Raw genomic sequence first — 21,859 nt, 5'->3', positions numbered from 1 at the left:
CATGCCCGATACCGTGCCGCTCGCCCGGTCGTTCACCGAGCGGACCGAAGTGCTCATGCCGACCGACACGAACCACCTCAATCGCGCGTTCGGCGGCCGCATCCTCGAGTGGATGGACGTCGTCGCCTCCGTCGCGTGCCGGCGCTTCGCCGGCCGGCAGGTCGTCACCGCGAGCATCGACCACATCGACTTCCACGCGCCCATCGACGTCGGCGACGTCGTCACCGTCGAGTCCTACGTCTTCGACACCGGGCGCACGAGCGTCAGCGTCCGCGCGTCCGTCCGCGCGGAGGACCCCGAGGCCGGCGAGGAGTGGGAGGTCACCACCGCGTTCTTCACGTTCGTCGCGCTCGACGACGACGAGACCCCCGTCGAGGTCCCGGACGTCGCGTGCCCGGACGACGACCAGCGTGGCCTGCGCGACCTCGCGCTCGACGACCGCCGCGAGCACCGCGAAGCCCTCGTCGAGCGCATCGACGCCGAACAGGAGGGTGCGGACGGATGACCGACCGGAGCATCAGCCCGCACGTCGCCCGAATCCGCGTGTATCCGGTGAAGTCGCTCGACCCGCTCGAGCGCGCGCGGACGACCGTTCGGCCGGACGGCGGCCTCGGCGTCGACCGGTCGTACGCCGTCGTCGACGCCGACGGGGAGTACGTGAACGGGAAGCGCGAAGCCGCCGTCCACCGTATCGATGCGACCTACGCGGACGACGGCGACACGCTCGTCCTCCGCGACCGGGACGGCGAGCGAGATGCGGAATCGTTCCGACTCGCGGACGCCGACGACCGCGAGGGGGCCGCCGCGTGGCTCGCCGACCACTACGGCTACGACGTGGCGTTCGAGCACGCCGAGCGCGGGGGCTACCCGGACGACACGACCGCTTCCGGGCCGACCGTCATCTCGACGGCGACCCTGCGCGAAGTCGGGTCGTGGTTCGACCTCCCGATAGGGGAGGTGCGCCGCCGCTTCCGGCCGAACCTCGAAATCGGCGGCGTCCCCGCCTTCTGGGAGGACCGCCTCTACGCCGACCGCGAGCACACGGTGCGCGTTCGCGTGGGCGACGCGGTCTTCGAGGGGACGAACCCGTGCTCGCGCTGCGTCGTCCCGACGCGCGACTCCCGGACGGGCGAGCGCGACCCCGATTTCCAGCGGACGTTCGTCGAGAAGCGCGAGGCGACGCTCCCCGCGTGGGCGGACGAGTCGTGGTACGGGCGCGGCTACTACCAGCTCATGGTGAACACGGCCGTTCCGGAGGAGACGACCGGCGCGACGCTCAGCGTCGGGGACCCCGTCGAGGTGCTCGGGGTCAGTGAAGGGAACCCGCAGGGCTAGACGAGGAGGGCGAGCGCGAGCGCGACGGCGACACAGCCCCCGAGCAGGAGGACGAACGTCACCCGCGCGAGCGCGTTCGGCGGGACGTACACGTCCGTCAGGTGGACAGTACCCGTTCTTAACACTAGGGCCCGTTTCGCGCCCCGACCGTCAGGGCCGCACGCGATGGAGCGCGAGGACGACGAGCGCGCTCGCGAGGAAGAAGCCGGCGACGACGGCGAACGCGGCGCCGTAGGAGAAGCGCGAGATGACGGCGCCGAGGAGGACGGGCGCGAGCGCGCCGCCGATGGGGAGACCGGTGTAGACGAGGCCGAAGCTCTTCCCGGTGTCCGCCGCACCGGAGAGCGCGTTCGTGATGCGGTCGCGCGCCGGGAGCGAGACGCCGAAGCCCGCGCCCGCCACCGCCCACGCGACGACGAAGCCCGTCGACCCGGGGGCGAGCGCGAGCGCCGCCCAGAGCGCGAGCGCGGACCACGCGACGCCGCCGACGATGAGCGCGAAGGCGTCGTAGCGGTCCGCGACCCACCCCCCGACGAGGACGAAGACGGCGGTGACGGCGAGGAAGCCCGTGAGCGCGCTGTTCCCGACGACCGTCGAGAAGCCGAGACCGTTCACCGCGAACGCCGTCGTGTACGTCTGGAGGCCGGTGTCCGCGAGCGTGACGAGGAGGAAGAACGCGAACATCCCGGCGACGAGCGGGCGCTTCAGGAGGGCGACGCTCCCGAGGAGCGACCCCGAATCGTCGTCCACCGACTCCGCGGTGGACGCGCGGAGGACGCGGCGGTGGACGGGCGCGAGCGCGACGAGCAGGACGAGCGCGTAGACGAGGCCGCCGACGCCGATCACGGCGAGGGCGATCCGCCAGTCCGCGAGCGCCGCGATGCCCGTCGTCAGCACGGGCGCGGCGGCGAACCCGACGAAGCCGCCGAAGGAGTGGAGGCTGAACTGCCTGCCTTCGCTCGCGGCGTCGCCAGCGGCGTCGAGGAGCGCGTAGTTCGCCGGGTGGAACGGCGACTGGCCGACGCCGGAGACGAACGCGCACGCGAGCACCTGCCAGTACGCCGTCGCGAACCCCGCGAGGCCGATGCTGACGCTCGTCAGCGCGAGGCCGCCGACGACGACGCGCTTCCCGCCGACGCGGTCGACGAGTTCGCCCGCCGGCACCTGACAGAGGAACTGCGCGACGAAGATGAGCGTCACGCTCACCGCGAGACGCGTCTCCGAGACCCGAAACGTCCCCGCGATGAGCGGGAAGAGCGGCGGGAGCGCGAGCAGGAAGACGTGCGAGACGAAGTGGTCGGCGCTGACGAGCGCCGTCACGCCCACGGGGCCGGACGCGCGCCGCGTCATCGCCGGGACTGACCGGCGGGTCGTTCTTCCAGACGGGACATATCGCTCGCTACCGGCGTCCCGCGCGTAAACGTTTCCGTTCGACGGAACCGCCTACAGCACCGAGTACGGCTCGTCCGGATCGTACCAGCGTGAGGCGTCGCCTCACTGGGCACGACAGTCCTCAGAGTACGTGGTACTCTTCGGACGGATCGTACCAACGCGAATCGGAGATTCGCTGGGCAGAATCCGTGCGAGCCTACAGCACCGAGTACGGCTCGTCCGGATCGTACCGCCTGAACAGGAGGCTGTTCGAGAGGACGCTGACGCTCGAGAATGCCATCGCGGCGGCGGCGAGCGCGGGCATCATGAGGCCGAGCGACGCGAGCGGGATGAGGACGGTGTTGTAGCCGAGCGCCCAGAAGAGGTTCTGCTTGATCTTCCGGAGGGTGGCGTCGGAGACGTTGATGGCCTTCAGGACGTCCTCGGGGTCGTCGCGCATCAGCGTGACGTCCGCCGCCTCGATGGCGACGTCGGTGCCGGAGCCGATGGCGGCGCCGACGTACGCGGCGGCGAGCGCGGGCGCGTCGTTCACGCCGTCACCGACCATCATCGCGCGAGCGCCGTCCGCCTGAATCGCCTCGACGGCGTCGGCCTTCTCGTCGGGGAGGACCTCCGCGCGGACGCCCTCAGCCGGGATGCCGAGTTCGGCGGCGACGGCGGTCGCGGTGCGCTCGTTGTCGCCGGTGAGCATCCTGACGGTGAGACCGCGCTCTTGGAGGCCGGCGACGGTGCGCTTCGCGCTCTCCTTCACCTCGTCGGCGGTGGCGAGCACGCCCGCGAGGTCGCCGTCGATGGCGACGAGCATCGCGGTCTTCCCCTCGGACTCGAGGCGCTCGCGCGCGTCGGCGGCGGCGTCGACGGCGACGCCAGCGTCCTCGAGTAGGCCGGGATTCCCGACGAGGACGTCGCGGCCATCGACGGACGCGCGCACGCCCTTCCCGGGGACGTTCTCGAAGTCCTCGGGCGTCGCGAGGTCGAGGCCGCGCTCTTTCGCGCCGTCGACGATGGCCTCGGCGAGCGGGTGCTCGCTCCCGGACTCCGCGCTCGCGGCGGCGTACAGCAGGTCGGTCTCGGGGTTGGAGAGCGTGGCGGCGTCGCCGCCCTCGGTGACTGCGACGGTACCGCCGTCGGGTCGCTCGCCACCGTCTGGGGCGGCCGTCCGGTCGAGCGCGACGACGTCGGTGAGCGTCATCTCGCCCTCGGTGAGGGTGCCGGTCTTGTCGAAGACGACGGTGTCGACGTCGCGGACGCGCTCGAGGACGTCGCCGCCCTTGAAGAGGACGCCGTTGGTCGCGCCGAGGCTCGTGCCGACCATCGTCGCGGCCGGGGTGGCGAGGCCGAGCGCGCAGGGGCACGCGACGAGCACCGCCGAGGCGAAGACGACGACGGCAAACTCGAGGACACTGACGGTGCCGCCGGCGACGGCGGGACCGCCCGCGACGAGCCCCCAGAGCGGGAGCCAGTCGACGACGCCCGCGAGCGCCTGCGGGAACGCGTACCAGAGGAGGCCCCAGAGGAGGGCGTTCGCGATGACGGCGGGGACGAAGTAGGCGGAGATGCGGTCGGCGAGGTTCTGCACCTCGGGCTGGCGGGACTGGGCTTCCCGAACGGTCTGGACGATCTGCTGGAGCGCGGTCTCGCGGCCGACCTTCGTGGCTTCGACGACGAGGCGGCCGTTCTCGTTGACGGTGCCGCCCACGACGTCGTCGCCGGGCGCCTTCTCGACGGGAACGGATTCGCCGGTGACCATGGACTCGTCGACCGCCGATTCGCCCTCGACGACGACGCCGTCCGTCGGGACCTTCTCGCCGGGCTTGACGACGAGGCGGTCGCCGACCTCGACCTCGGAGAGCTCGACGTCGCGTTCCTCGCCGTCCTCGAGGACGCGCGCGGTGTCGGCCTCCATCTCGAGGAGGGACTCGATGGCTTTCCCGGCCTGGCTCTTCGAGCGCGCCTCGAGGAAGTTGCCGAGCGTGATGAACGTGAGGATGAAGACGGCGCTGTCGAAGTAGGTGCCGCCCGGGATGAGGTTCAGGAGGGTGGCGACGCTGTAGAGGTAGGCGGTGGAGGAGCCGAGCGCGATGAGGACGTCCATGTTCGCGGTGCGGTTCTTCACGAGCGCCGTGTAGGAGTTCGCGTAGAACTCCTTGCCCAGCAGGTACTGGACGGGCGTCGCGAGGAGGAAGCCGACGACCTCTATCGGGAGGCCCGTGCCGGGAATCGCCTCGGGGAGGAGGTCGGGGGCGAGGAGGCCCTCGAGCATCAGCGCGAAGAGCGGGACGGCGAACGCGGCACCGAAGAGCGTGAGGCGCCGCTGTCTGCGGACCTCGGCGTTCCGCGCGGCGCTCGCGGCGCTCTCGCCGTCCGCCTCGTCGCCCGTCTCGCGGACGGGCGAGTAGCCCGCGCCCTCGATGGCGGCGTAGAGGTCGTCGCGGGTGGCTTCGGCGGGGTTGTAGCGGACGCGCGCCTCGTCGGTCGCGAAGTTCACGTCGGCCTCGACGACGCCGGGGGTGTCGAGGAGGGCGTCGTGGACGGTCTGCGAGCAGTTCGCGCACGACATGTCGGTGATTGTCACCGTGACCGCCTCGTCGACCGGCGTGTAGCCCGCGTCCGCGACGGCGTCGTAGACCGCCGCGAGCGACACCGCGTCGGGGTCGTACTCGACGCTCGCTTCGTCCGTCGCGTAGTTCGCGCTCGCCGCCTCGACGCCGTCGAGGGCCGAAAGCGCGTCCTCGATGGTCGCCGAGCAGTTCGCACAGGACATCCCCTGCACGTCGATGCGCTCGGTCCGGGTCATGGTCGTGTCTACGGCCTCCTCGTTCAATCCACTTCGCATTAGCGGGCATAAGGAGAGACGCGACTCGACTTCGGATTCGAAATCGGAGTTGGCTCGCGAGCGCCTCGCGAGCGACAAATATCAGTATCAGTCTACTTCTTAGGTTCGGAGATACCGCCGCTTTGGTGATTTAGGAGCGCCTAGGTTATTTTGGCGCGCCTAAAATATCAACAGTTTGGTATATACGTCGCCGGTCCGTATCGTCGCGTGATGCTCCAGGAGTTCGTCATCGTGTTCGTCGCGGGGTTCATCACCGCCCTCGGGACGGGCGTCGGGACGGTGCCGCTGTTCTGGGCGCGCGACGTGAGCGGGCGCATCGACGTCCTCCTCTGGGGCGTCGCCGGCGGCTTGATGACGTCCGCGTCGCTCTTCGGGCTACTCTTCGAGGCCTATCAGCGCCACAGCGACCCCCTCCTCGTCGCGGGCGGCGTCATCGCGGGCGTCCTCCTCGTCGTCGCCGCCCACCGCGTCATCGACGGCGTCGACTACCAGCCGACGGACATCGCCGCCGCCGACCGCGACGTCGTCGTCGGCGTCTTCGTCGTCCTCTTCGTCCACTCCTTCCCCGAGGGCATCGCCATCGGCGTCTCGTTCGTCGGCCTCGACCTGCTCGGCGGCCCCGGCATCGACCTCCTCGGCCTCCACCTCCCCGTGCTCGCCGTCGTCATGACGCTCGCCATCGCCATCCACAACATCCCCGAGGGCGTCGCCATCGGCGTCCCGCTCCGCCGCCAGGAAGGGATTTCGAACTGGCGGATGTTCTGGGCGGCCGTCGCCACCAGCCTCCCCCAACCGGTCGGCGCCGTCCTCGCCTACTACTTCGTCGTGCTCGCCGAGCGGTTCCTCGGCTTCGGCTACGGCCTCGCCGCCGGCGCGATGCTCTACCTCGTCGTCGCCGACATCCTCCCCGAGGGCCTCGACGCCGGTAGCGCCGTCCCGAACGGCCGCGCGTGGCTCGCCGTCGGCACCGCGCTCGGCGTCCTCGCGATGCTCCCGCTCGTCGTCGTCCTCTGAGCAACCCGAACGGGTTCGGCCATAGATGGATGTGGTTCCAGCCGGTAGTGCGGGGCGATGGCTGAGGATCAGTCTCTCTACGCGGAAATCGGTGGACAGGACGCCGTCGAAGCCGTCGTCGACGACTTCTACGACCGCGTCCTCGACGACCCCCTCCTCGAACCCTACTTCGAGGACACCGACATGCAGGAGCTCTTCGCCCACCAGGTCCAGTTCGTCAGCGCCGTCGCGGGCGGGCCCGTGGAGTACGACGGCGACGACATGGAGTCGGCCCACGAGGACATGGGCATCACCGACGAGGCCTTCGACCGAGTCGCCGACTACCTCGCCGAGGCGATGCGCGAGAACGGCGTCCCCGAGGAGGACATCGAGCGCGTCATCGAGGACGTCGCGGCGCTCCGCGACGACGTCGTGATGGTCTAATTACTGCTCGCGGAGGTAGCGTCGGCCCTCGGCGACGGTGAGCGGCATCTCCGCTCGCTCGACCACTCCCTCGAAGAGCCGGACGACCGTCGGCGGCCGGAGACCCTGCTCGTCGAGGAGGGCGCGGTCGGTGAGCACCTCGCGGACGCCGCCGTCCGCCGCGATGGTGCCGTCGGTGCCGACGAGGACGACGCGCTCCGCGAGCTCGGGCACGACGTCGAGCGTCGGCGTGAAGACGACCGTCGCGCCGTCGTGGGCGTCGAGCAACTCGAGGATGCGCGCCCGGTAGTGGGCGTCCACCGCGCCGAGCGGTTCGTCGAGCAGGAGGACGTCCGGGTCGAACGCGAGAACGCTCGCGACGGCCGCGCGCTGTTTCTCCCCGCCGGAGAGGCGAAAGGGCGGCCGGTCGAGGAGGTCGGTGAGGCCGAGCGCGTCCGCGAGGGCCGCGACGCGCTCGTCCGCGCGCGCCTCGGGCATGCCGAGTTGCGCGGGGCCGTACGCGATGTCCTCGCGAACGGTCGTGTTGAAGAGGTAGTCGTCCGGGTCCTGCAGGAGGACGCCGAGGCGCTCGCGGACGGCTTCGGCGTCCGTCGTCTCCCCGAAGTACTCGACGCGGCCCGCAGTGGGTGTGACGAGGCCGCCGAGCGCGAGCTGGAGCGTGCTCTTCCCGCTCCCGTTCGGCCCGACGACGGCGACGGACTCGCCCGCCTCGACGGCGAGCGAGACGTCGTCGAGCGCGCGCGTGCCGTCCGGGTACTCGTGGACGAGGCCGCGAGCGTCGATCACGCGACCCATCGGACCACCACCGAGGCGCAGAGCGAGAGCGCCGCGCAGAGCGCGAGCGCGTAGTCGCCGGCGTCGAGCGCGCGCGTCCGGCCGTAGGGCGAGGGCGCGTTCGCGCCGCCGCGCGCGCGCATCCCGCGGCCGACGCGCTCGCCGCGTTCGAGCGTCCGCAGGAGGAAGGTGCCGGCGAGGTTGCGCGCGTCGCGCCATCCCTCCCGGACGCCGGCGTCGCGGGTCGTGCGGCTGTTGCGCGCGAGGACGAGGCGCCGGAGTTCGTCGAAGAAGAGGAAGAGGTAGCGGTAGGTGACGGCGACGACCCAGACGAGCGCGACCGGCACGCGGAGCTCGCGGAGCGCGGCGACGACGCGCGAGAACGGCGTCGTCATCACGAGGAGGGAGAGGAGCGCGACGCCGACGCCGACGCGGAGGGTGAAGCGCACGACGTAGCGGACCCCGGCGTCGGTGACGGTGAGGCCGAACCCGGCGAGGAGCGCGTCGCCGGGCGTGAGGACGGCCTGCGGGAGGACGACGAGCGCGGAGGCGAGCGGGACGACGGCGGAGCGCGCGAGCAACCGCTCGAAGGGGACGTGCGAGCGCCACGCGAGCAGGAGGGCGAGCGCGCCGAGCGCGCAGACCGCGGCGAGGGTGCGGGAGACGACGACGGCGAGCGCGAGCGCGGCGATGGCGAGCAGGGAGACGCGGGGGTCGCGACGCTGGAGGAAGCCGTCGCGGCGCGCGACGCTCTCGGCGGTGAAGAACGCGCGGAGGACGCCCGTGACGCGTTCGACCGACCCCCCGACGGCGCCGCTCACGGCTCCGAGTCGCGTTCGAGGAGGCGGCCGACGACGAGCGCGAGCGCGAGCGTGAGGCCGACGCCGACGAACGCGGAGACGAGCGTGCCGGCGGTGGCGCCGAGGCCGGGGACGCCGTAGTCGGGGAGGAGGCCGGCGTGGTGGCTGACGGCGGCGTCCTCGGCGCCCGCCGCGTCGGCGGCGTTGTCGAGCGGTTCGGCGTAGCCGACGGCGCCGGACGCCCACGCGAACGCGGGCGCGAGGACGGCGAGGAGGCAGACGACGGCGAGCGCGCGCCGGACCCACGGCCGGGAGAGCGAGCGCGAGAGCGTCACGCCTCCACCTCCCGGGCGAGCGCGTCCTCGCCGACGGGCGCGCCGCCGAGGACGAGGTCGGGGCGGGCGTTCGCGACGGCGCCGTAGACGGCGGCGGTGATGGCGCCCTCGACGACGCCGAGGAGGGCGTGCCCGCCGACCATCACGGGGACGGTGACGCCGAGCTGGTAGGCGAACGCGTCGGAGGCGCCGACGCCGAGGGCGACGACGAGCGCGGAGCACGTGATGGCGCCCCAGCCGGCGGCGAACGCCGCGCCGGTGCGGTGGAACCCACGGAGGCCCCGAAAGAGCGCGTAGCCGACGAGGACGTCCACGACGGCCATCGCGAAGAGGTTGATGCCGAGCGCGACGATGCCGCCGTCGCCGAAGACGAGCGCTTGGATGGTGACGACGGCGGTCATGGCGAGCACGCCGAGCGAGGGCCCGAGGAGGACGCCAGCGAACGCGCCGCCGACGAAGTGCGCGCTCGTCCCGCCGGGGATCGGCCAGTTGAGCATCTGTGCGGCGAAGACGCCGGCGGCGACCACACCGAGGAGCGGGGTGCGCTCGTCGCCGAGTTCGTCGCGGGCGCGCCGGACGGCGACGCCGATGGCGACGCCGGACGCGAGCCAGAAGAGGCCCGCGACCCACGGGTCGAGGAAGCCGTCGGGGACGTGCATTCGTCTCGTGTGAGCGGTGGGCAGGCCGATAATACTTTCGTCGCGAATCGTAATACTGGGGGTTAACTCGACGCGGGGCGAGTCGGCGAGCATGAGCGAAGACCTCGACCGGATGAGCGTCACCCTCCCGCCGGACCTCCTCGGTGACCTCGACGGCGTCGTCGACGCCGGCGACTACGACAGTCGCTCGGAGGCGACGCGGGACGCGCTCCGCGCGTTCGTCACCGAGTTCAACCGCCAGACCGACCTCGCGGGCGCGCTCAGCGGCACCGTCGTCGTCCTCTACGACCACGACGACGCGGACGTCGCGGCGGAGATGACGAGCCTCCAGCACGAGTTCGCGGACACCATCATCGCCGTCCACCACGTCCACCTCCGCTCGCACCTCTGTCTCGAGTCCATCGCCGTGGACGGCGACGGCGAGGACATCGAGGCGCTGCTCGCCCGCCTCCGCCCGCTGAAGGGCGTCCAGCAGGTGAAGCTCACCGTCGTCGAAGTCGACTCGGAGACCGATCACCACTCGTAGTGGCGCCCGCAAGCGGTCGTATGACCACACGGTCGCTCGCGCTCGCCGCCGCCGTCGTCGCCACCGTCCTCCTCGCCGGCTGCACCGGCGTCCCCCTCCTCGACGACGGCGACGACTTCGACGCCGTCTGGCACAGCGACACGCCCGCCAACCCCGGCGGCACGCATCACCCCGCGATAGCGACGCGCATCGACGGTGAGGCGTACATCGCCACCGGCTTCGGCGACGTGGGCGCGAACCGCTCCTGCTCGTTCGTCGTGCTGAACGGCACGGGCGGCGTCCGCTGGAACGAGTCCCTGCCCACGGACGCCTGCGGCACCCAGCCCGTCGGCGACCCCGCGTTCGGCGACGTCACGGGCGACGGCGCGCCCGAGGTCGTGTGGGCGACGCACGAGCAGCGCCTCTACGCGTCGAACCCGCGCACGGGCGCCGAGGTGCTGAACGTCTCCTTCCCGAGCGGCGTGCCGTTCGCCCAGCTCGTCGTCGTCGAGGACCCGACGCTCGTCGTCGTCCCGCTGATGGCCGGGCAGGTGCGGGCCTACCACCCGAACGGGACGCTCGCGTGGAACCGCACCTTCCCCGACTACGTCCGGGGACAGGGGCCCGCACTCGTCACCCGCGAGGGCGGCGCGCGCGAACTCGTCCTCGGGACCGGGGGCGGCCTCGTCGCGCTCGACCCGACGACCGGCGAGACCGACTGGCGGACGGAGACGCCGACGCGCTTCCTCCGCACCGGTCGCCTCGGCGACACCGAAGTCGTCGTCGCGTCCGGCGCGAACGCCGCCGGGACCGCCGGCGAGGGCGACACGCACGTCGAGGCCGTCGCGGCGAACGGGACGCGCCTCTGGGAGCGCCACTATCCGGGGACGCCCGCCGTCGGCGCGGTCGGCGCGCCCGCGCCCGGCGCGCGAACGCTCGCGTACGCGACGAACGACGACGGCCGCCTCTACGCCTACGACCTCGCGAGCGGGCGCGAAGTGTGGAACCGGACGCTCGACGAGGAGCGGCGCTACGTGCCGCCGCCGACGCTCGCGGACCTCGACGGCGACGGCGACGAGGAAGTCGTCGCGGCGGCCGCGTACGGCCCCGTCAGCGCGTTCAACGCCTCGACCGGAGCGCCCGTCGGGACGTGGTCGTGGGACGGCGACGCCGCTATCTGGGCGGGCCTGCGAAGCGCCGACGTGGACGGCGACGGCGACGAGGAAGTGCTGGCGGTGACGACCGACGCGCAGGTCGTCGCGCTCGGAGACTGAGCGTCAGGCCGGATGCTCGGTCGCGCGAACGACGAGCACCGGGACGTCCGCGCGACGGAGGACGCGCTCCGTCGTGCTCCCGAGGACGGCGCGCTCGGGGCCCGTCCGCCCGTGCGTCCCCATGACGACGAGGTCGACGTCGTGCTCGTCGACGTACGCGAGGATCTCGTCGGCGGGGGTGCCCTCGCGGATCTCGGTCTCGGCGTCGAGGCCGGCCCGACTCGCCGCCCCGCCGATGGACGCGACGGCGTTCTCGGCCTCGACGCGGATGTCGTCGCTCGGCCACGCGGCCGCCGCGACCCGCCGGCGCACGCTGTCGTCGACGACGTAGAGCGCGTGGACGGTCGCGTTCGCGCGCTCGGCGATCTCGAGCGCCTGCGTCACCGAGTCCTGTACGCCGCCGCTCCCGTCCGTCGTCACGAGGACGTTCTCGTACGTCACGCCACATCACCGCCGCGTGTCGGTTTCACGGACGGCGGTTCGCCCGCCCGCGCCAAGTAGGTTCGGCCCGCGACCCCGCGCGTCGCCTCCCGCGCGTCGCCCGGCGGGGTCGCTCTCGGCCCCGAGACCCGGTGTCGAAACCGCCATTCGTTCGCGCGCCGTAGCCGACCCATGCGCGACCTCGACGAGACCGACCTCGAGATACTCCGCCTCCTCCTCGCGGACGCCAGGCGGCCCTACAGCGAAATCGGCGACGTCGTCGGCCTCTCAGGGCCCGCCGTCTCCGAGCGCGTCTCGCGCCTCCGCGAGGTCGGCGTCATCGAGCAGTTCACCGTGAACGTCGACCGCTCGAAGCTCACCGAGCGCGTCCGACTCCTCGTCGACGTGGCCGTCGAACCCGGGCACGCGAGCGCCGTCTACGACGCGCTCCTCGACGCCGACGGCACCCAACACGCCTACCGAAGCGCCGACGCGCACGTCGTCGCGCACGTCGGCCGCCCGGACGCGGACGTCGAGTCGTGGCTCGCGGACGCCGTCGACACGAGCGTCGTCGACGACTACACCGTCCGCGTCCTCGCGGAGAGCGAGTGGACGAACAGCGTCGCCGACGCCGACTTCGCCATCTCCTGTGCGGAGTGCGGCAACACCGTCACCAGCGAGGGGACGGCCGCCCGCCTCGGCGGCGAGCTCTACCAGTTCTGCTGTCCGACCTGCGAGTCGCGCTTCCGCGAGGCGTACGAGGAGCTCGCCGAGGACGCCTGAAAGCGTTAAGTCGCGCGCGGGCGTTCACCCGACAATGCCGACCCCGCGACAGCGCCGCGTCGTCCGCCGCCACGCCGCGCTGACGCTCGTCGCGCTCCCCGTCTTCGCCGTCGCGGGCGTGCTGACGCCCGACACCGCCGTCGTCGCCGCACTCCTCTCGCTGCTCGTCGCCGTGGTGGTCGACGCGCCCGTCCACGTCCGCCCCGCGTGGCGCGCGCGCCTCCGGTGGGTGCTCCTCCTCGGCGTCGTCGTCTTCCTCGGCCTCGCGGCCCGGCACAGCTACGCGGTGCTGCGCGCCCTCAGCGACGCCCTCATCTACACCTGACGGACGGTCAGCACTGTCGTGTCGTCCTCCTGCGAGAGCTCGACGGCGACGGGCGCGTCCGCGTCGGCGGCGAGCGCGACGCCGAAGAGCGACGCGACCGGGTGGTCGACGGCCGCCGGGTCGCCGACGAGAGAGTCGGCGACGGCGACGCGAACGTGCGCCTCGGTGACCGCGAGCGGCGTCACGGCGTCCGCGAGTTCGAAGCGCCCGGTCGCCGCGTCCGCGAGGCGGGCGACGAGCGCCGCACGGTCGTCCGCGCCGTCGATGCCGGAGACGCGCTCGAGGAGCGCCGCGCCGACGGGTTCGAGCGTCACGGCGGCGTCGTCCCCCGGTACGCCGTCGAGAGCGGTGTCGGACGCGACGAGCGCGAGCGTGCCGTCGGGGCGGTAGACGCGGCGAACGGCATCGGTATCGACGCGTGCCCCGACGTCCGCCGCGCGCGCGTCGTGGAGGGCGGCCGCGACGGCGTGCGGGACGGCGGTGCCGGGCGAGAGGAAGACGTCGAGGACGCCCGCGACGGCGGCGACGCCGCCGAGCGCGAGGAGGAGCGTCCCCCAGACGGGCGGGCTCCACGGGACGAAGGCGGGGAGCGAGGCACCGAGCGTCCCGAGGAGGACGCCGACGAGGACGCAGAGCGTGCCCGGGAGGGCGCGGTGGCGGGCGCGTACGGGGTTCACGCTCCGAATCGACAGCCCACACCGCCTTAGAGGTGGCGTCCCGGCGGACCACCGCACTTTTGTCCGCCGCACGCGAGGGGGCAGTATGTTCGGAGTCGACGGCAGACCGCGCGAGGCCGCCGACCTCCTCGGGGTCGCGTGCGCCGTGCTCCTCGCGCTCGCCGTCGCCGTCCTCCCCGTCGTCCGCGAGACGCCGCTACGAGCGGTCGTCGCCCTCCCGGTCCTCCTCGTCGGCCCCGGCTACGCCCTCGTCGCCGCCTGCTACCCGCACGCGTCTGCGCTGGCCGGCGACGGCGAGCACGAGGGACCCGACGACCCGCGCCTCTCCGCGCTCGGTCGCCTCGCGCTCGCCATCGGCGGGAGCGTCGCCGTCGTCGGCGCCGTCGGCCTCGGTGCCGCCGCGCTCGGCGCGTTCCGCGCGCGCACCGTCCTCCCGGGCGTGGGCGCGCTGACGCTCGCGCTCTGCGGCGTCGCGTGGTACCGCCGCCGGCGCACACACGCGGCGCTCCGCTATCGGCCCGCGCTCGGCGACGCCCGCGCGCGCCTCGCCGCGTGGTCGCACGGCAGTCGCCTCGACGCCGCGCTGACCGTCGTCGCCGTCGTCGCCGTCCTCGGCGCGGCTGGCGGCGTCTACGCGCACGACGCCGGCGCCGGCGGGGCGGCCGACTCGACGCACGCCGCGCTCCTGCACGCCGAGAACGGAACGGCCGTCGCGGCCGACTACCCGCACAACCTCACCGTCGGCGCGCCCGCGAACTACACCGTCGCCGTCGGGGCCACCGACGCGACGAACGCGACGGTCCTCGCCGTCCTCGAACGTTACGACGCGAACGCGACGCGGTCGGACGACGCGCTCCCCACCCCGGTGTCGCGGACGGAGCTCGATAGGGTGGACGTCGCCGTCCCCGCCGGCGGGGAAGCGCTGGCGTCCGTGACGGTGCGCCCGGACGCGCCCGCCGAGCGCGCGCGCCTCGTCTTCCTCGTCTACCACGGCGCGGTGCCGAGCGACCCGACGGCCGCGACCGCCGACGACGAACTCCACGCGTGGGTGCGAGTCGACGAAGGGAGAGGCGTGAGCGACCGTCGTGACCGGGCACGCGCCCCGACGAAGGTGAGCGAGGCGTGACGGCAGCGAGCGCGAGCGGCGACGGGGTAGTCGTCGAGAAGACCGTCGTCAGCGACGGCTTCGTCCGTCCGGCCATCAAAATCGAGCTCCGGTCGAGCGCGGACGCGCCCGTCGTCGTCCGGTTCGCCGACCGCATCCCCAGCGGGCGCTACGTCGCGACGACCGAGGGCGACGCCCCGGAGCCGGCGTGGGGGCGACTCGCGGGCGGCCGACTGGAGTCCACCGTCTCGCTCGGCGCCGGCGAGTCGCTCGCCGTCCACTACCTCCTCGACGCGGACGCGGCCGGTCCCGTCTCCGCCGACGAGCTCCCCGCGCCCGAGCTCCTCCACGTCGGCGCGCTCGAGCGCGACGCCGGGTGGCGCGTCGACCCCGTGATTCGGTGGCGCTCCCCGGACGGCGGCTGGGTGCCGCTGACGCTCGTCGACCCGTCGATGCAGGCGGGCGTGACGGACCCGGACGCCGTCTCCGGGCCCGTCGTCGGGAGCTGGGCCGCCCACGAGCGCGCGGCCGGCCCGAGCGTCTTCCACCGCCCGACGGCCGGCTCGCCCGCCGTCGGCGTCGTCGCCACCGACGCGCACGCGGACGCCGTCTACCGGACCGTCGTCCGCGCTCGCGCGCACGGCTTCGAGACGTACGTCACCTACGCCGGCGACCCGGACGCAGAGGTCGTGCGTTTCGCCGAGCAGCTCGGCGCCGTCGTCGTCCGCCCGCCCGACGCCGCCGTCGGCGAGAGCGACGCCGAGCGCGAGCGGGCACGCCGGCGCGCGCTCTCCGCGGCGGCGCGCGCGAACGGCCACCCCGGCATCGTCTTCCAGCCCCGCTCGTGCCCGCGCATCGACTACGGCCGGACGCTCGACGCGTTCGCGAACGACGGCTGGGAGGTCGAGGCCGTCCCCGAGAGCGAACCACAGCGCGTCGACCACCCGCACGTCCTCGTCGCCATCCCCGCCTACCGCGCCGAAGCCACCATCGGCGACGTCGTCCGCGAGGCCCGCCGGTACGCGGACATGGTGCTCGTCGTCGAGGACGGCGGCGGCGACCGGACGGCCGAAGTCGCGCGCGACGCGGGTGCCGAAGTCGTCGAGCACGCCCGCAACAAGGGGTACGGCGGCGCGCTGAAGACGATCTTCCGCGAGGCCGCCGCGCGCGGCGCGGACTACACGGTGACGCTGGACGCGGACGGCCAACACGACCCCTCGGACGTCCCGGAGCTCGTCGCCGCCCAGCGCGAGGAGCGCGCGGACGTCGTCATCGGCAACCGCTACATGGCCGGGAGCGAGACCCGCCTCCCCGTCGTCCGCGCCGTCGGCCTCGGCGTCGTCAACCTCCTCACGAACCTCAGCATGGGTCGCTTCCTCCCGCAGGACTGGATACACGACACGCAGAGCGGCTATCGCGCCTACACGCTCGAAGCCATCCGCGTCCTCGCCGAGGCGCGCGACGTCGGGAGCGGGATGTGGGCGAGCACGGACATCCTCTACGCGCTCGACCGCGAGGGCTTCACGTTCGCGGAGGTCCCGACGACCATCCGCTACGACCTCGAGGGGACGAGCACGGAGGGCGCGCTCGAACACGGCATCGGCCTCGTGCGGAACATCGTCGGCGTCGTCGAGCACACGCACCCGATGGTGCTCGTCGGCCTCCCGGGCGCGATGAGCGTCCTCCTCGGCTCGCTCCTCGGCGTCGGCGCCCTCCAGCGCTTCCTCGCGACGGGGCTGGTCTCCGTCGGCTTCACCATCGCGACGGCTGGCTTCACCGTCGCCGGCGTCCTCCTGCTGTTCACCGCCGTGCTCATCCGCACCATCAACACCCACCCGTACTTCCGGCCGCCGGAATGACCGGGCGAGACGACGGCGACCCGCAGGACGAGGCGGAGGGGGCGGGCGCGGAGGCGCGCGTCGCGCTCCCCGACGAGTCGCCGTTCGCCGCCGTCGCGCCCACGCAGCCCCGGCAGGTCGACCTCGCGCGCGCCGGCCTCCTCCTCACCGTCGTCGAGGCGCTGAACGTCCTCGTCGGCTTCGCGAGCACCGTCTACTTCGCGTGGGCGCTCGGCGCGAGCGCGCTCGGCGTCTTCTTCCTCTTCGACGCCGTCCTCAACACCGTCACGACCGTCACCGACTTCGGCCTCCGGGACGCCGTCGAGAAACGCATCAGCGAGGGCGAAGCCGGCGACGCGACGCTCACCGCCGCCGTCTGCCTCAAGCTCGCGCTCCTCGCGCCGTTCGTCCTCCTCGCCTACCCGCTCCACCCGTACGTGGACGCCTACATCGGCGCGCCGCTCACCCTCCCGCTCGTCGCGGGCGTCCTCGCCTACGAGTCCGGCGTCCTCACCCTGCACGTCCTCCGCGCCGAGCTGCGCGTCGAGGAGACCGCACTCCTCTCGTTCGCGCGCCTCGCCGTCTACGTCCTCGTCGCGGTCGCGCTCGTCCAGTTCGACTACGGCGTCCGCGCGCTCGTCTACGCGTTCATCGCGAGCTACACCGTCCTCCTCGCCGTCGGCGCGCTCCGCGTCTCCACGGGACTCGCGCGCCCCGGCCGCGCGCAGTTCCGCTCGCTCGTCCGCTACGCGAAGTACAACGGCGTCAGCGCCCTCGGGGGCTACGTCTACAACAGCATGGACCTCCTCGTCGTCGGCTACTTCCTCACGCCCGCGTTCGTCGCCGCCTACGAGCTCGCGTGGCGCGTCACCGCGATGCTCCTCCTCGTCGCGAACGTCGTCTCGAACACCGTCTTCGCGCAGCTGAGCGCGTGGCACGCGCGCGACGAACTCGACCGGGTCGGCGCGACGCTCGCCGACGCCGTCACCGCCTCGCTCGTCCTCGTCATCCCCGCGTTCGTCGGCATCGCGCTCCTGAGCCGGGAGTTCCTCGGCGTCCTCTTCGGGCCCGCGTTCACCGTCGCCGCCGCCGCGTTCGTCGTGCTCGCCGGCGAGAAACTCGTCACCGCCGTGAACGTCGTCCTCGACGCGGGCGTTCGGGCGTTCGACCGCCCGCAGGCCGGCGCGTACGCCACCGTCGGCTCCGCGACGCTGAACGTCGCGCTCAACGTCGTGCTCGTCCCGCGCTACGGCCTCCTCGGCGCCGCGAGCGCCACCGCCGCCGCCGTCTGCCTCCACGGCGTCGTCCTCGCCGTCGCGCTCTCGCGGCTCACCCCGCTCGCCGTCGACGCCCGCGGCCTCGGCTGGTGCGTCGGCGCCGCGCTCGGCATGGGCGGCGTCATCGCCCTCGCGCGCACGTTCGTCGACGCCGGTACGCTCGTCGGCCTCGCCGCGCTCGTCGCGCTCGGCGGCGCCGTCTACCTCGCGCTCGTCCTCGCCTCGACGCGTCTGCGCGCGAAGGCCCGGGGCGTCGCCGCCAGCCTCGCGTGAGAAAGCAACTCCGAAACGCGTTAGTAATCCCCACACCTCCCTCGAACGGAAATGAGTGAGACAGTGCGAGTCGGAATCGTCGGCTGCGGCGGCATGGGACGGACGCACGCACACAACGCCCGCGAGCACGGCCATCACGTCGTCGCCGGCGCGGACGTCGTCGAGGACGTGCGCAACGCGTTCACCGACCAGTTCGACGCGGCGGGCTACGCGAACCACGAGCGGATGTACGACACCGAGGACCCCGACGCCGTCATCATCACGACGCCGAACAAGTTCCACGAACCGGCCGCCGTCGACGCGCTCGAGCGCGACATCGCGGTGCTCTGCGAGAAGCCGCTCGCGCACACCCTCGACTCGGCGGAACGCATCGTCGAGGCCGCCGAGGCGAGCGACGCGTTCTTCATGGTCGGCTTCCACAACCGCTTCACGACCCCGGCGGACGTCTTCACGACGCGCCGCGACGCCGGCGAGTTCGGCGACATCGACCACGTCGAGGCGAACTACCTCCGTCGGCGCGGCATCCCCGGCCTCGGCTCGTGGTTCACGAACCGCGAGCTCTCCGGCGGCGGCGCGCTCATCGACCTCGGCGTCCACGCCATCGACCTCGCGCTCTACCTCGCGGACTACCCGGAGGTCGTCGAGGTGTCGGGCGTGACGCGCGCCGAGTTCGGCACGCGCGACGAGTACGCCGACCCGGACGGCTGGGCGGGCAACTGGGACACGAGCGAGGGCGGCTTCGACGTCGACGACTCCGTCAGCGCCTTCATCCGCTGCGCGGACGACACCACCATCTCGCTCGAGGTCTCGTGGGCGGCGAACCGCGAACCCACCCACGAGTTCCACGTCTGGGGCACCGACGCCGGCGCGCAGTTCGAGCTCGGCGAGGAGGACCTCACGCTCCTCTCCTGCACCACCGAGGGCACCGACCAGTACGTCGACACCACGCTCGACGGCGAGATCGAGCCGAGCGGGCACGCCGCCGAGGACGAGCTCTTCCTCGACGCCGTCGCCGCCGGCGAGGACCCCGGCATCAACACGCCCGAGCAGGGCCTGCAGGTCCAGCGCGTCATCGACGCCATCTACCGCTCCAGCGAGGAGGGCGGCGCCGTCCGCCTCGACTGAGGAAGGGGCCGAGCCGTCGCCGGACGCACGCCTTATCACTCGCTCGCCCGTACGCGAGCGCATGACCGAAGTCACCGTCGAGGCCGTCGAGTCCGTGGGCGAGCAGACCGTCGCGCTCGCGCTCTCGACGCCCGACGCGTTCGACGCCGCGCCCGGCCAGTTCGTCCTCGTCCGCAAGGACGCCGACGGGGACGCCGGCTACTACACCATCTCCTCGCCCGACGTCGAGGGCACCTTCGAGATAACCGTAGGGTACCCCGAGGGCGAGTCCGCTGACGAGTCGCTGGGGACGTGGCTCGCCGAGCGCGAGGTCGGCGACACCGTCGACGTCGAGGGCCCGCTCGGGCACGTCCAGTACCGCGGCGAGGGCGACGTCGTCGTCTACGCCGCCGGACCCGGTATCGGGCCCGCCGTCGGCATCGCCGAGCGCGCCATCGAGGCGGGCAACGACGCCACCGTCGTCTATCGCGGCGAGAACCCGCCCCACGAGGTGCGCCTCGACGCCGTCCGCGCGGCCGGCGCGACCGTCGCCGTCGTCGAGCGCCTCGACGGCGAGCACCTCACCGGGGAGACGGCGAACGTCTACGTCTTCGGCTTCGACGAGTTCGTCGAGGAGGCGAAGGCCGTCCTCGACGCCGACGGCCGCGACCCGAGCGAGGCCGCCATCGAGAGCTTCGGGCCGGCCTGAGCGCCGCCACGACCCCATCCCCTTTTCGGGACGCCTAAAATCCGAAATCCCTATACGACTGATTAGGCATCCCTAAACCATGGACGACACAGGCGGACGGCTGTCGCGACGCGACTACCTCGTCGGCACGGGCGCACTCGTCGGGAGCGGCCTCGTCGCCGGCTGTTCGGGCGACACCGGTGACGCGTCGAGCACGACGACGAGCACCGCGACCACGACGGGAACGACGACGAGCGACGGCTCCTACACCGTCTCGATGTCGCCCGTCGGCGAGGTCGAGTTCGACGAGGTACCGTCGAGCGTCTTCACGATGTACAACCAGTATCAGGACATGCTCGTCGCGCTCGGCCACGAGGACGCCATCAACTCGATGTTCGTCCCGGAGATGGCGGGGACGACGATGAACCGCTACTACGAGCGCCTCGAGGGCGTCTCCTTCGACTGGGAGGGCCTCCCGAACCCCTACGACAACTTCTCGAAGGAGTTCTTCTACAGCCTCGACAGCGACGTCCACCTCCTCGGGCCCGCGTGGGCGAGCACGAAGAAGAACTGGAGCGAGAGCGACGTCGCGGACGTCGCCGAGAACGTCGGGCCGTTCTTCGGGAACTTCTACAGCGGCACGCACGCGAACCCGCCCGAGGCCTACCGCGACGGCTACGAGTACTACACGCTCTGGGAGATCTTCGGGAAGGTCGCGCAGGTCTTCCAGGAGCAGGAGCGCTACGCCGCCCTCCAGTCCGTCTACGACGACCTCATCGCGCACATCGACGCGAACCTCCCGCCGGAGGACGAGCGCCCCACGGCCGTTCGGGTCACCCTCGGCGACGGCCAGTTCTGGACCTACCACCTCAACCGCCCGGGCTTCTGGCTCGCCGACACCCGCCCGCTCGCCGCCAACGACGCCTTCGGGAGCGAGGAGTGGGACGGCCTCTGGGGCTCCGTCGGCTACGAGACGATGGCGGACGCCGACCCGGACGTCATCCTCCACCTCTGGGGGATGACGCCGCGCTACGACATGGCGAACGTCCGCGAGCAGCTGCGCTCCCACGAGGTCGGCCAGACCCTCAGCGCCGTCCAGAACGACCGCGTCTACGCGCAGGGGATGCGCTATCAGGGCCCGCTGATGAACCTCTTCCAGATCGAGATGACCGCCAAACAGCTCTACCCCGAGATATTCGGCGAGTGGCCGGGCTACACGAGCGGCCAGCCCTACCCCGAAATCCCCGCCGACGAGCGGCTCTTCGACCGCGAGCGCGTCGCCAGCATCGTCACCGGGAACTGACGACGCCCGCTCACCGGCTCGCCCGCCACCGGTCGTAATGCACCCAGCCGCGTCGGAGCGACCAGAGGCCGGCGAGCATCGCGACGACCGTCCCGAGCGGTGCGAGGCTTGGTCCCCTATCGTGCGGTGTTTCCGCGCGCTGAAGGTTGAAGACGTAGTACGAGCCGTCCGAGCGAACGACTCGCGTCGGGGACGCGATCCGGTGGTCGATCGTCGCGGTCCCCCGCGAGATGACACGCCGGAGGTCGTCCGGGTGACCCGTCTCACCGACCGGGCGGGAGACGTCGTCGAGAACCGTCCGTGGCGAGACGGGGCGCAGCCCGTACGTGACGGTACGTCCGTTCTCGACGTGTATCCGACGATAGTACTGGTCGAAGAACTCCACGTACGGCGACGCCCGTCGCTCGACGGGGTTGACCTGTCTGACCGTGACGTTCCCGTCGAGCTGGTCGACTTCAAGCCCGCAGAGCCGCGAGTAGACACGCAGACAATCGACACCCCGAACACCGTCGTCGGGGAGTGGACCGTGGAAGACCAGCGTCTCGTTCTCGGCCGTGACCTCCACGGCCTCGTACGTGTACGCGTCGTCGGGTCCGGGAAGGGTGCCGATCGGACCGGCGAGCGCGGGGCCGAAGACGAGGACGAACCCGAGAGCGAGGAGGGCCCCCGCCCGGAGCCGATGCGACTCGGAGAGACCAGCGTCAGGTGGCCGACTCACG

The 21,859-nt window shown here is 72.4% G+C and carries 23 protein-coding genes; 14 read left to right on the top strand and 9 right to left on the bottom strand.

Translation table 11 applies throughout. The features are described 5' to 3' along the window. Nucleotide 1 precedes the first annotated feature (1 nt). Both EFA46_RS11710 and EFA46_RS11705 read left to right on the top strand, forming a co-directional pair. Nucleotides 2-505, top strand: coding sequence for an acyl-CoA thioesterase (locus tag EFA46_RS11710; protein ID WP_123077658.1), 504 nt, complete (start codon nucleotides 2-4; stop codon nucleotides 503-505). Continuing rightward, on the top strand, nucleotides 502-1,335 hold the full coding sequence (locus EFA46_RS11705) for an MOSC domain-containing protein (RefSeq protein ID WP_123077656.1): 834 nt from the start codon (nucleotides 502-504) through the stop codon (nucleotides 1,333-1,335). Before EFA46_RS11710 ends, EFA46_RS11705 begins: the two co-directional genes overlap by 4 nt. A gap of 150 nt (nucleotides 1,336-1,485) precedes the next feature. Here the strand turns inward: EFA46_RS11705 and EFA46_RS11700 are convergent, their stop codons facing one another. Both EFA46_RS11700 and EFA46_RS11695 read right to left on the bottom strand, forming a co-directional pair. Next, a complete protein-coding gene (locus EFA46_RS11700; protein WP_123077654.1) occupies nucleotides 1,486-2,685 on the bottom strand; it encodes an MFS transporter in 1,200 nt (399 codons plus the stop codon). A gap of 238 nt (nucleotides 2,686-2,923) precedes the next feature. Further along, nucleotides 2,924-5,524: a heavy metal translocating P-type ATPase gene (locus tag EFA46_RS11695; protein ID WP_123078412.1), complete on the bottom strand. Its 2,601-nt coding sequence runs from the start codon at nucleotides 5,522-5,524 to the stop codon at nucleotides 2,924-2,926. Between the two features lie 249 nt (nucleotides 5,525-5,773). Between EFA46_RS11695 and EFA46_RS11690 the strand changes: the two genes are divergently transcribed. Next, nucleotides 5,774-6,577, top strand: coding sequence for a ZIP family metal transporter (locus tag EFA46_RS11690; RefSeq protein WP_123077652.1), 804 nt, complete (start codon nucleotides 5,774-5,776; stop codon nucleotides 6,575-6,577). Between the two features lie 57 nt (nucleotides 6,578-6,634). Further along, nucleotides 6,635-7,000 (top strand): group 1 truncated hemoglobin, encoded by a 366-nt coding sequence (locus EFA46_RS11685; protein ID WP_123077650.1) that lies wholly within the window; start codon nucleotides 6,635-6,637, stop codon nucleotides 6,998-7,000. Here the strand turns inward: EFA46_RS11685 and EFA46_RS11680 are convergent, their stop codons facing one another. The 4 genes from EFA46_RS11680 to EFA46_RS11665 are packed head-to-tail and all read right to left on the bottom strand — an operon-like array spanning nucleotide 7,001 to nucleotide 9,568. After that, a complete protein-coding gene (locus tag EFA46_RS11680) occupies nucleotides 7,001-7,795 on the bottom strand; it encodes an energy-coupling factor ABC transporter ATP-binding protein (protein WP_123077648.1) in 795 nt (264 codons plus the stop codon). It lies immediately after the preceding gene. Next, nucleotides 7,783-8,595 carry a cobalt ECF transporter T component CbiQ gene (cbiQ, locus tag EFA46_RS11675; RefSeq protein WP_123077646.1) on the bottom strand — a complete coding sequence of 271 codons (813 nt, stop codon included), beginning with the start codon at nucleotides 8,593-8,595 and terminating at the stop codon, nucleotides 7,783-7,785. The genes EFA46_RS11680 and cbiQ overlap by 13 nt, the downstream gene beginning before the upstream one ends. Next, nucleotides 8,592-8,909 carry a PDGLE domain-containing protein gene (locus tag EFA46_RS11670; protein WP_123077644.1) on the bottom strand — a complete coding sequence of 106 codons (318 nt, stop codon included), beginning with the start codon at nucleotides 8,907-8,909 and terminating at the stop codon, nucleotides 8,592-8,594. Before EFA46_RS11670 ends, cbiQ begins: the two co-directional genes overlap by 4 nt. Further along, nucleotides 8,906-9,568: an energy-coupling factor ABC transporter permease gene (locus tag EFA46_RS11665; protein ID WP_123077642.1), complete on the bottom strand. Its 663-nt coding sequence runs from the start codon at nucleotides 9,566-9,568 to the stop codon at nucleotides 8,906-8,908. The genes EFA46_RS11670 and EFA46_RS11665 overlap by 4 nt, the downstream gene beginning before the upstream one ends. 91 nt (nucleotides 9,569-9,659) lie before the next feature. Between EFA46_RS11665 and nikR the strand changes: the two genes are divergently transcribed. Then, nucleotides 9,660-10,094 carry a nickel-responsive transcriptional regulator NikR gene (nikR, locus tag EFA46_RS11660; protein ID WP_123077640.1) on the top strand — a complete coding sequence of 145 codons (435 nt, stop codon included), beginning with the start codon at nucleotides 9,660-9,662 and terminating at the stop codon, nucleotides 10,092-10,094. A gap of 20 nt (nucleotides 10,095-10,114) precedes the next feature. Next, a complete protein-coding gene (locus tag EFA46_RS11655) occupies nucleotides 10,115-11,347 on the top strand; it encodes a PQQ-binding-like beta-propeller repeat protein (RefSeq protein WP_123077638.1) in 1,233 nt (410 codons plus the stop codon). Between the two features lie 3 nt (nucleotides 11,348-11,350). On the opposite strand, the gene EFA46_RS11650 is transcribed toward EFA46_RS11655, so the two are convergent. Beyond that, entirely contained in the window at nucleotides 11,351-11,788 is a 438-nt protein-coding gene (locus tag EFA46_RS11650) for a universal stress protein (RefSeq protein WP_123077636.1), read from the bottom strand. Nucleotides 11,789-11,959: 171 nt separating this feature from the next. Between EFA46_RS11650 and EFA46_RS11645 the strand changes: the two genes are divergently transcribed. Then, nucleotides 11,960-12,550, top strand: a complete 591-nt coding sequence (locus tag EFA46_RS11645) for an AsnC family transcriptional regulator (protein WP_123077634.1) — start codon at nucleotides 11,960-11,962, stop codon at nucleotides 12,548-12,550. Nucleotides 12,551-12,584: 34 nt separating this feature from the next. Continuing rightward, nucleotides 12,585-12,875, top strand: coding sequence for a hypothetical protein (locus EFA46_RS11640; RefSeq protein ID WP_123077632.1), 291 nt, complete (start codon nucleotides 12,585-12,587; stop codon nucleotides 12,873-12,875). Here the strand turns inward: EFA46_RS11640 and EFA46_RS11635 are convergent. Beyond that, nucleotides 12,866-13,552 carry a hypothetical protein gene (locus EFA46_RS11635; protein WP_123077630.1) on the bottom strand — a complete coding sequence of 229 codons (687 nt, stop codon included), beginning with the start codon at nucleotides 13,550-13,552 and terminating at the stop codon, nucleotides 12,866-12,868. The two genes, EFA46_RS11640 and EFA46_RS11635, sit on opposite strands and share 10 nt — an antisense overlap. A gap of 85 nt (nucleotides 13,553-13,637) precedes the next feature. On the opposite strand from EFA46_RS11635, the gene EFA46_RS11630 reads away from it, so the two are divergent. From EFA46_RS11630 to EFA46_RS11605, 6 genes are all read left to right on the top strand, one after another. Further along, complete coding sequence (locus EFA46_RS11630; protein ID WP_123077628.1) at nucleotides 13,638-14,678, top strand: DUF1616 domain-containing protein; 1,041 nt, start codon at nucleotides 13,638-13,640, stop codon at nucleotides 14,676-14,678. Next, nucleotides 14,675-16,516 (top strand): glycosyltransferase family 2 protein, encoded by a 1,842-nt coding sequence (locus tag EFA46_RS11625; RefSeq protein ID WP_123077626.1) that lies wholly within the window; start codon nucleotides 14,675-14,677, stop codon nucleotides 16,514-16,516. Before EFA46_RS11630 ends, EFA46_RS11625 begins: the two co-directional genes overlap by 4 nt. After that, nucleotides 16,513-18,045 carry a lipopolysaccharide biosynthesis protein gene (locus tag EFA46_RS11620; RefSeq protein ID WP_123077624.1) on the top strand — a complete coding sequence of 511 codons (1,533 nt, stop codon included), beginning with the start codon at nucleotides 16,513-16,515 and terminating at the stop codon, nucleotides 18,043-18,045. Before EFA46_RS11625 ends, EFA46_RS11620 begins: the two co-directional genes overlap by 4 nt. Before the next feature lie 51 nt (nucleotides 18,046-18,096). Continuing rightward, nucleotides 18,097-19,170: a Gfo/Idh/MocA family protein gene (locus EFA46_RS11615; RefSeq protein WP_123077622.1), complete on the top strand. Its 1,074-nt coding sequence runs from the start codon at nucleotides 18,097-18,099 to the stop codon at nucleotides 19,168-19,170. Nucleotides 19,171-19,231: 61 nt separating this feature from the next. After that, the gene (locus EFA46_RS11610; protein WP_123077620.1) at nucleotides 19,232-19,858 is read left to right on the top strand and encodes a ferredoxin--NADP reductase; all 627 of its coding nucleotides are present in this window, start codon (nucleotides 19,232-19,234) and stop codon (nucleotides 19,856-19,858) included. A 79-nt stretch (nucleotides 19,859-19,937) separates the two neighbouring features. Then, entirely contained in the window at nucleotides 19,938-21,140 is a 1,203-nt protein-coding gene (locus EFA46_RS11605) for an ABC transporter substrate-binding protein (protein WP_123077618.1), read from the top strand. A gap of 10 nt (nucleotides 21,141-21,150) precedes the next feature. Here EFA46_RS11605 and EFA46_RS11600 read toward each other — a convergent pair whose 3' ends face one another. Then, nucleotides 21,151-21,858 (bottom strand): hypothetical protein, encoded by a 708-nt coding sequence (locus EFA46_RS11600; protein ID WP_148040698.1) that lies wholly within the window; start codon nucleotides 21,856-21,858, stop codon nucleotides 21,151-21,153. Nucleotide 21,859: the final 1 nt, after the last annotated feature.

Origin of the sequence: Halarchaeum sp. CBA1220, from assembly GCF_003721175.2 — an archaeon.
GTDB lineage: Archaea > Halobacteriota > Halobacteria > Halobacteriales > Halobacteriaceae > Halarchaeum > Halarchaeum grantii.
This window is presented reverse-complemented; position numbering and strand designations above follow the sequence as displayed.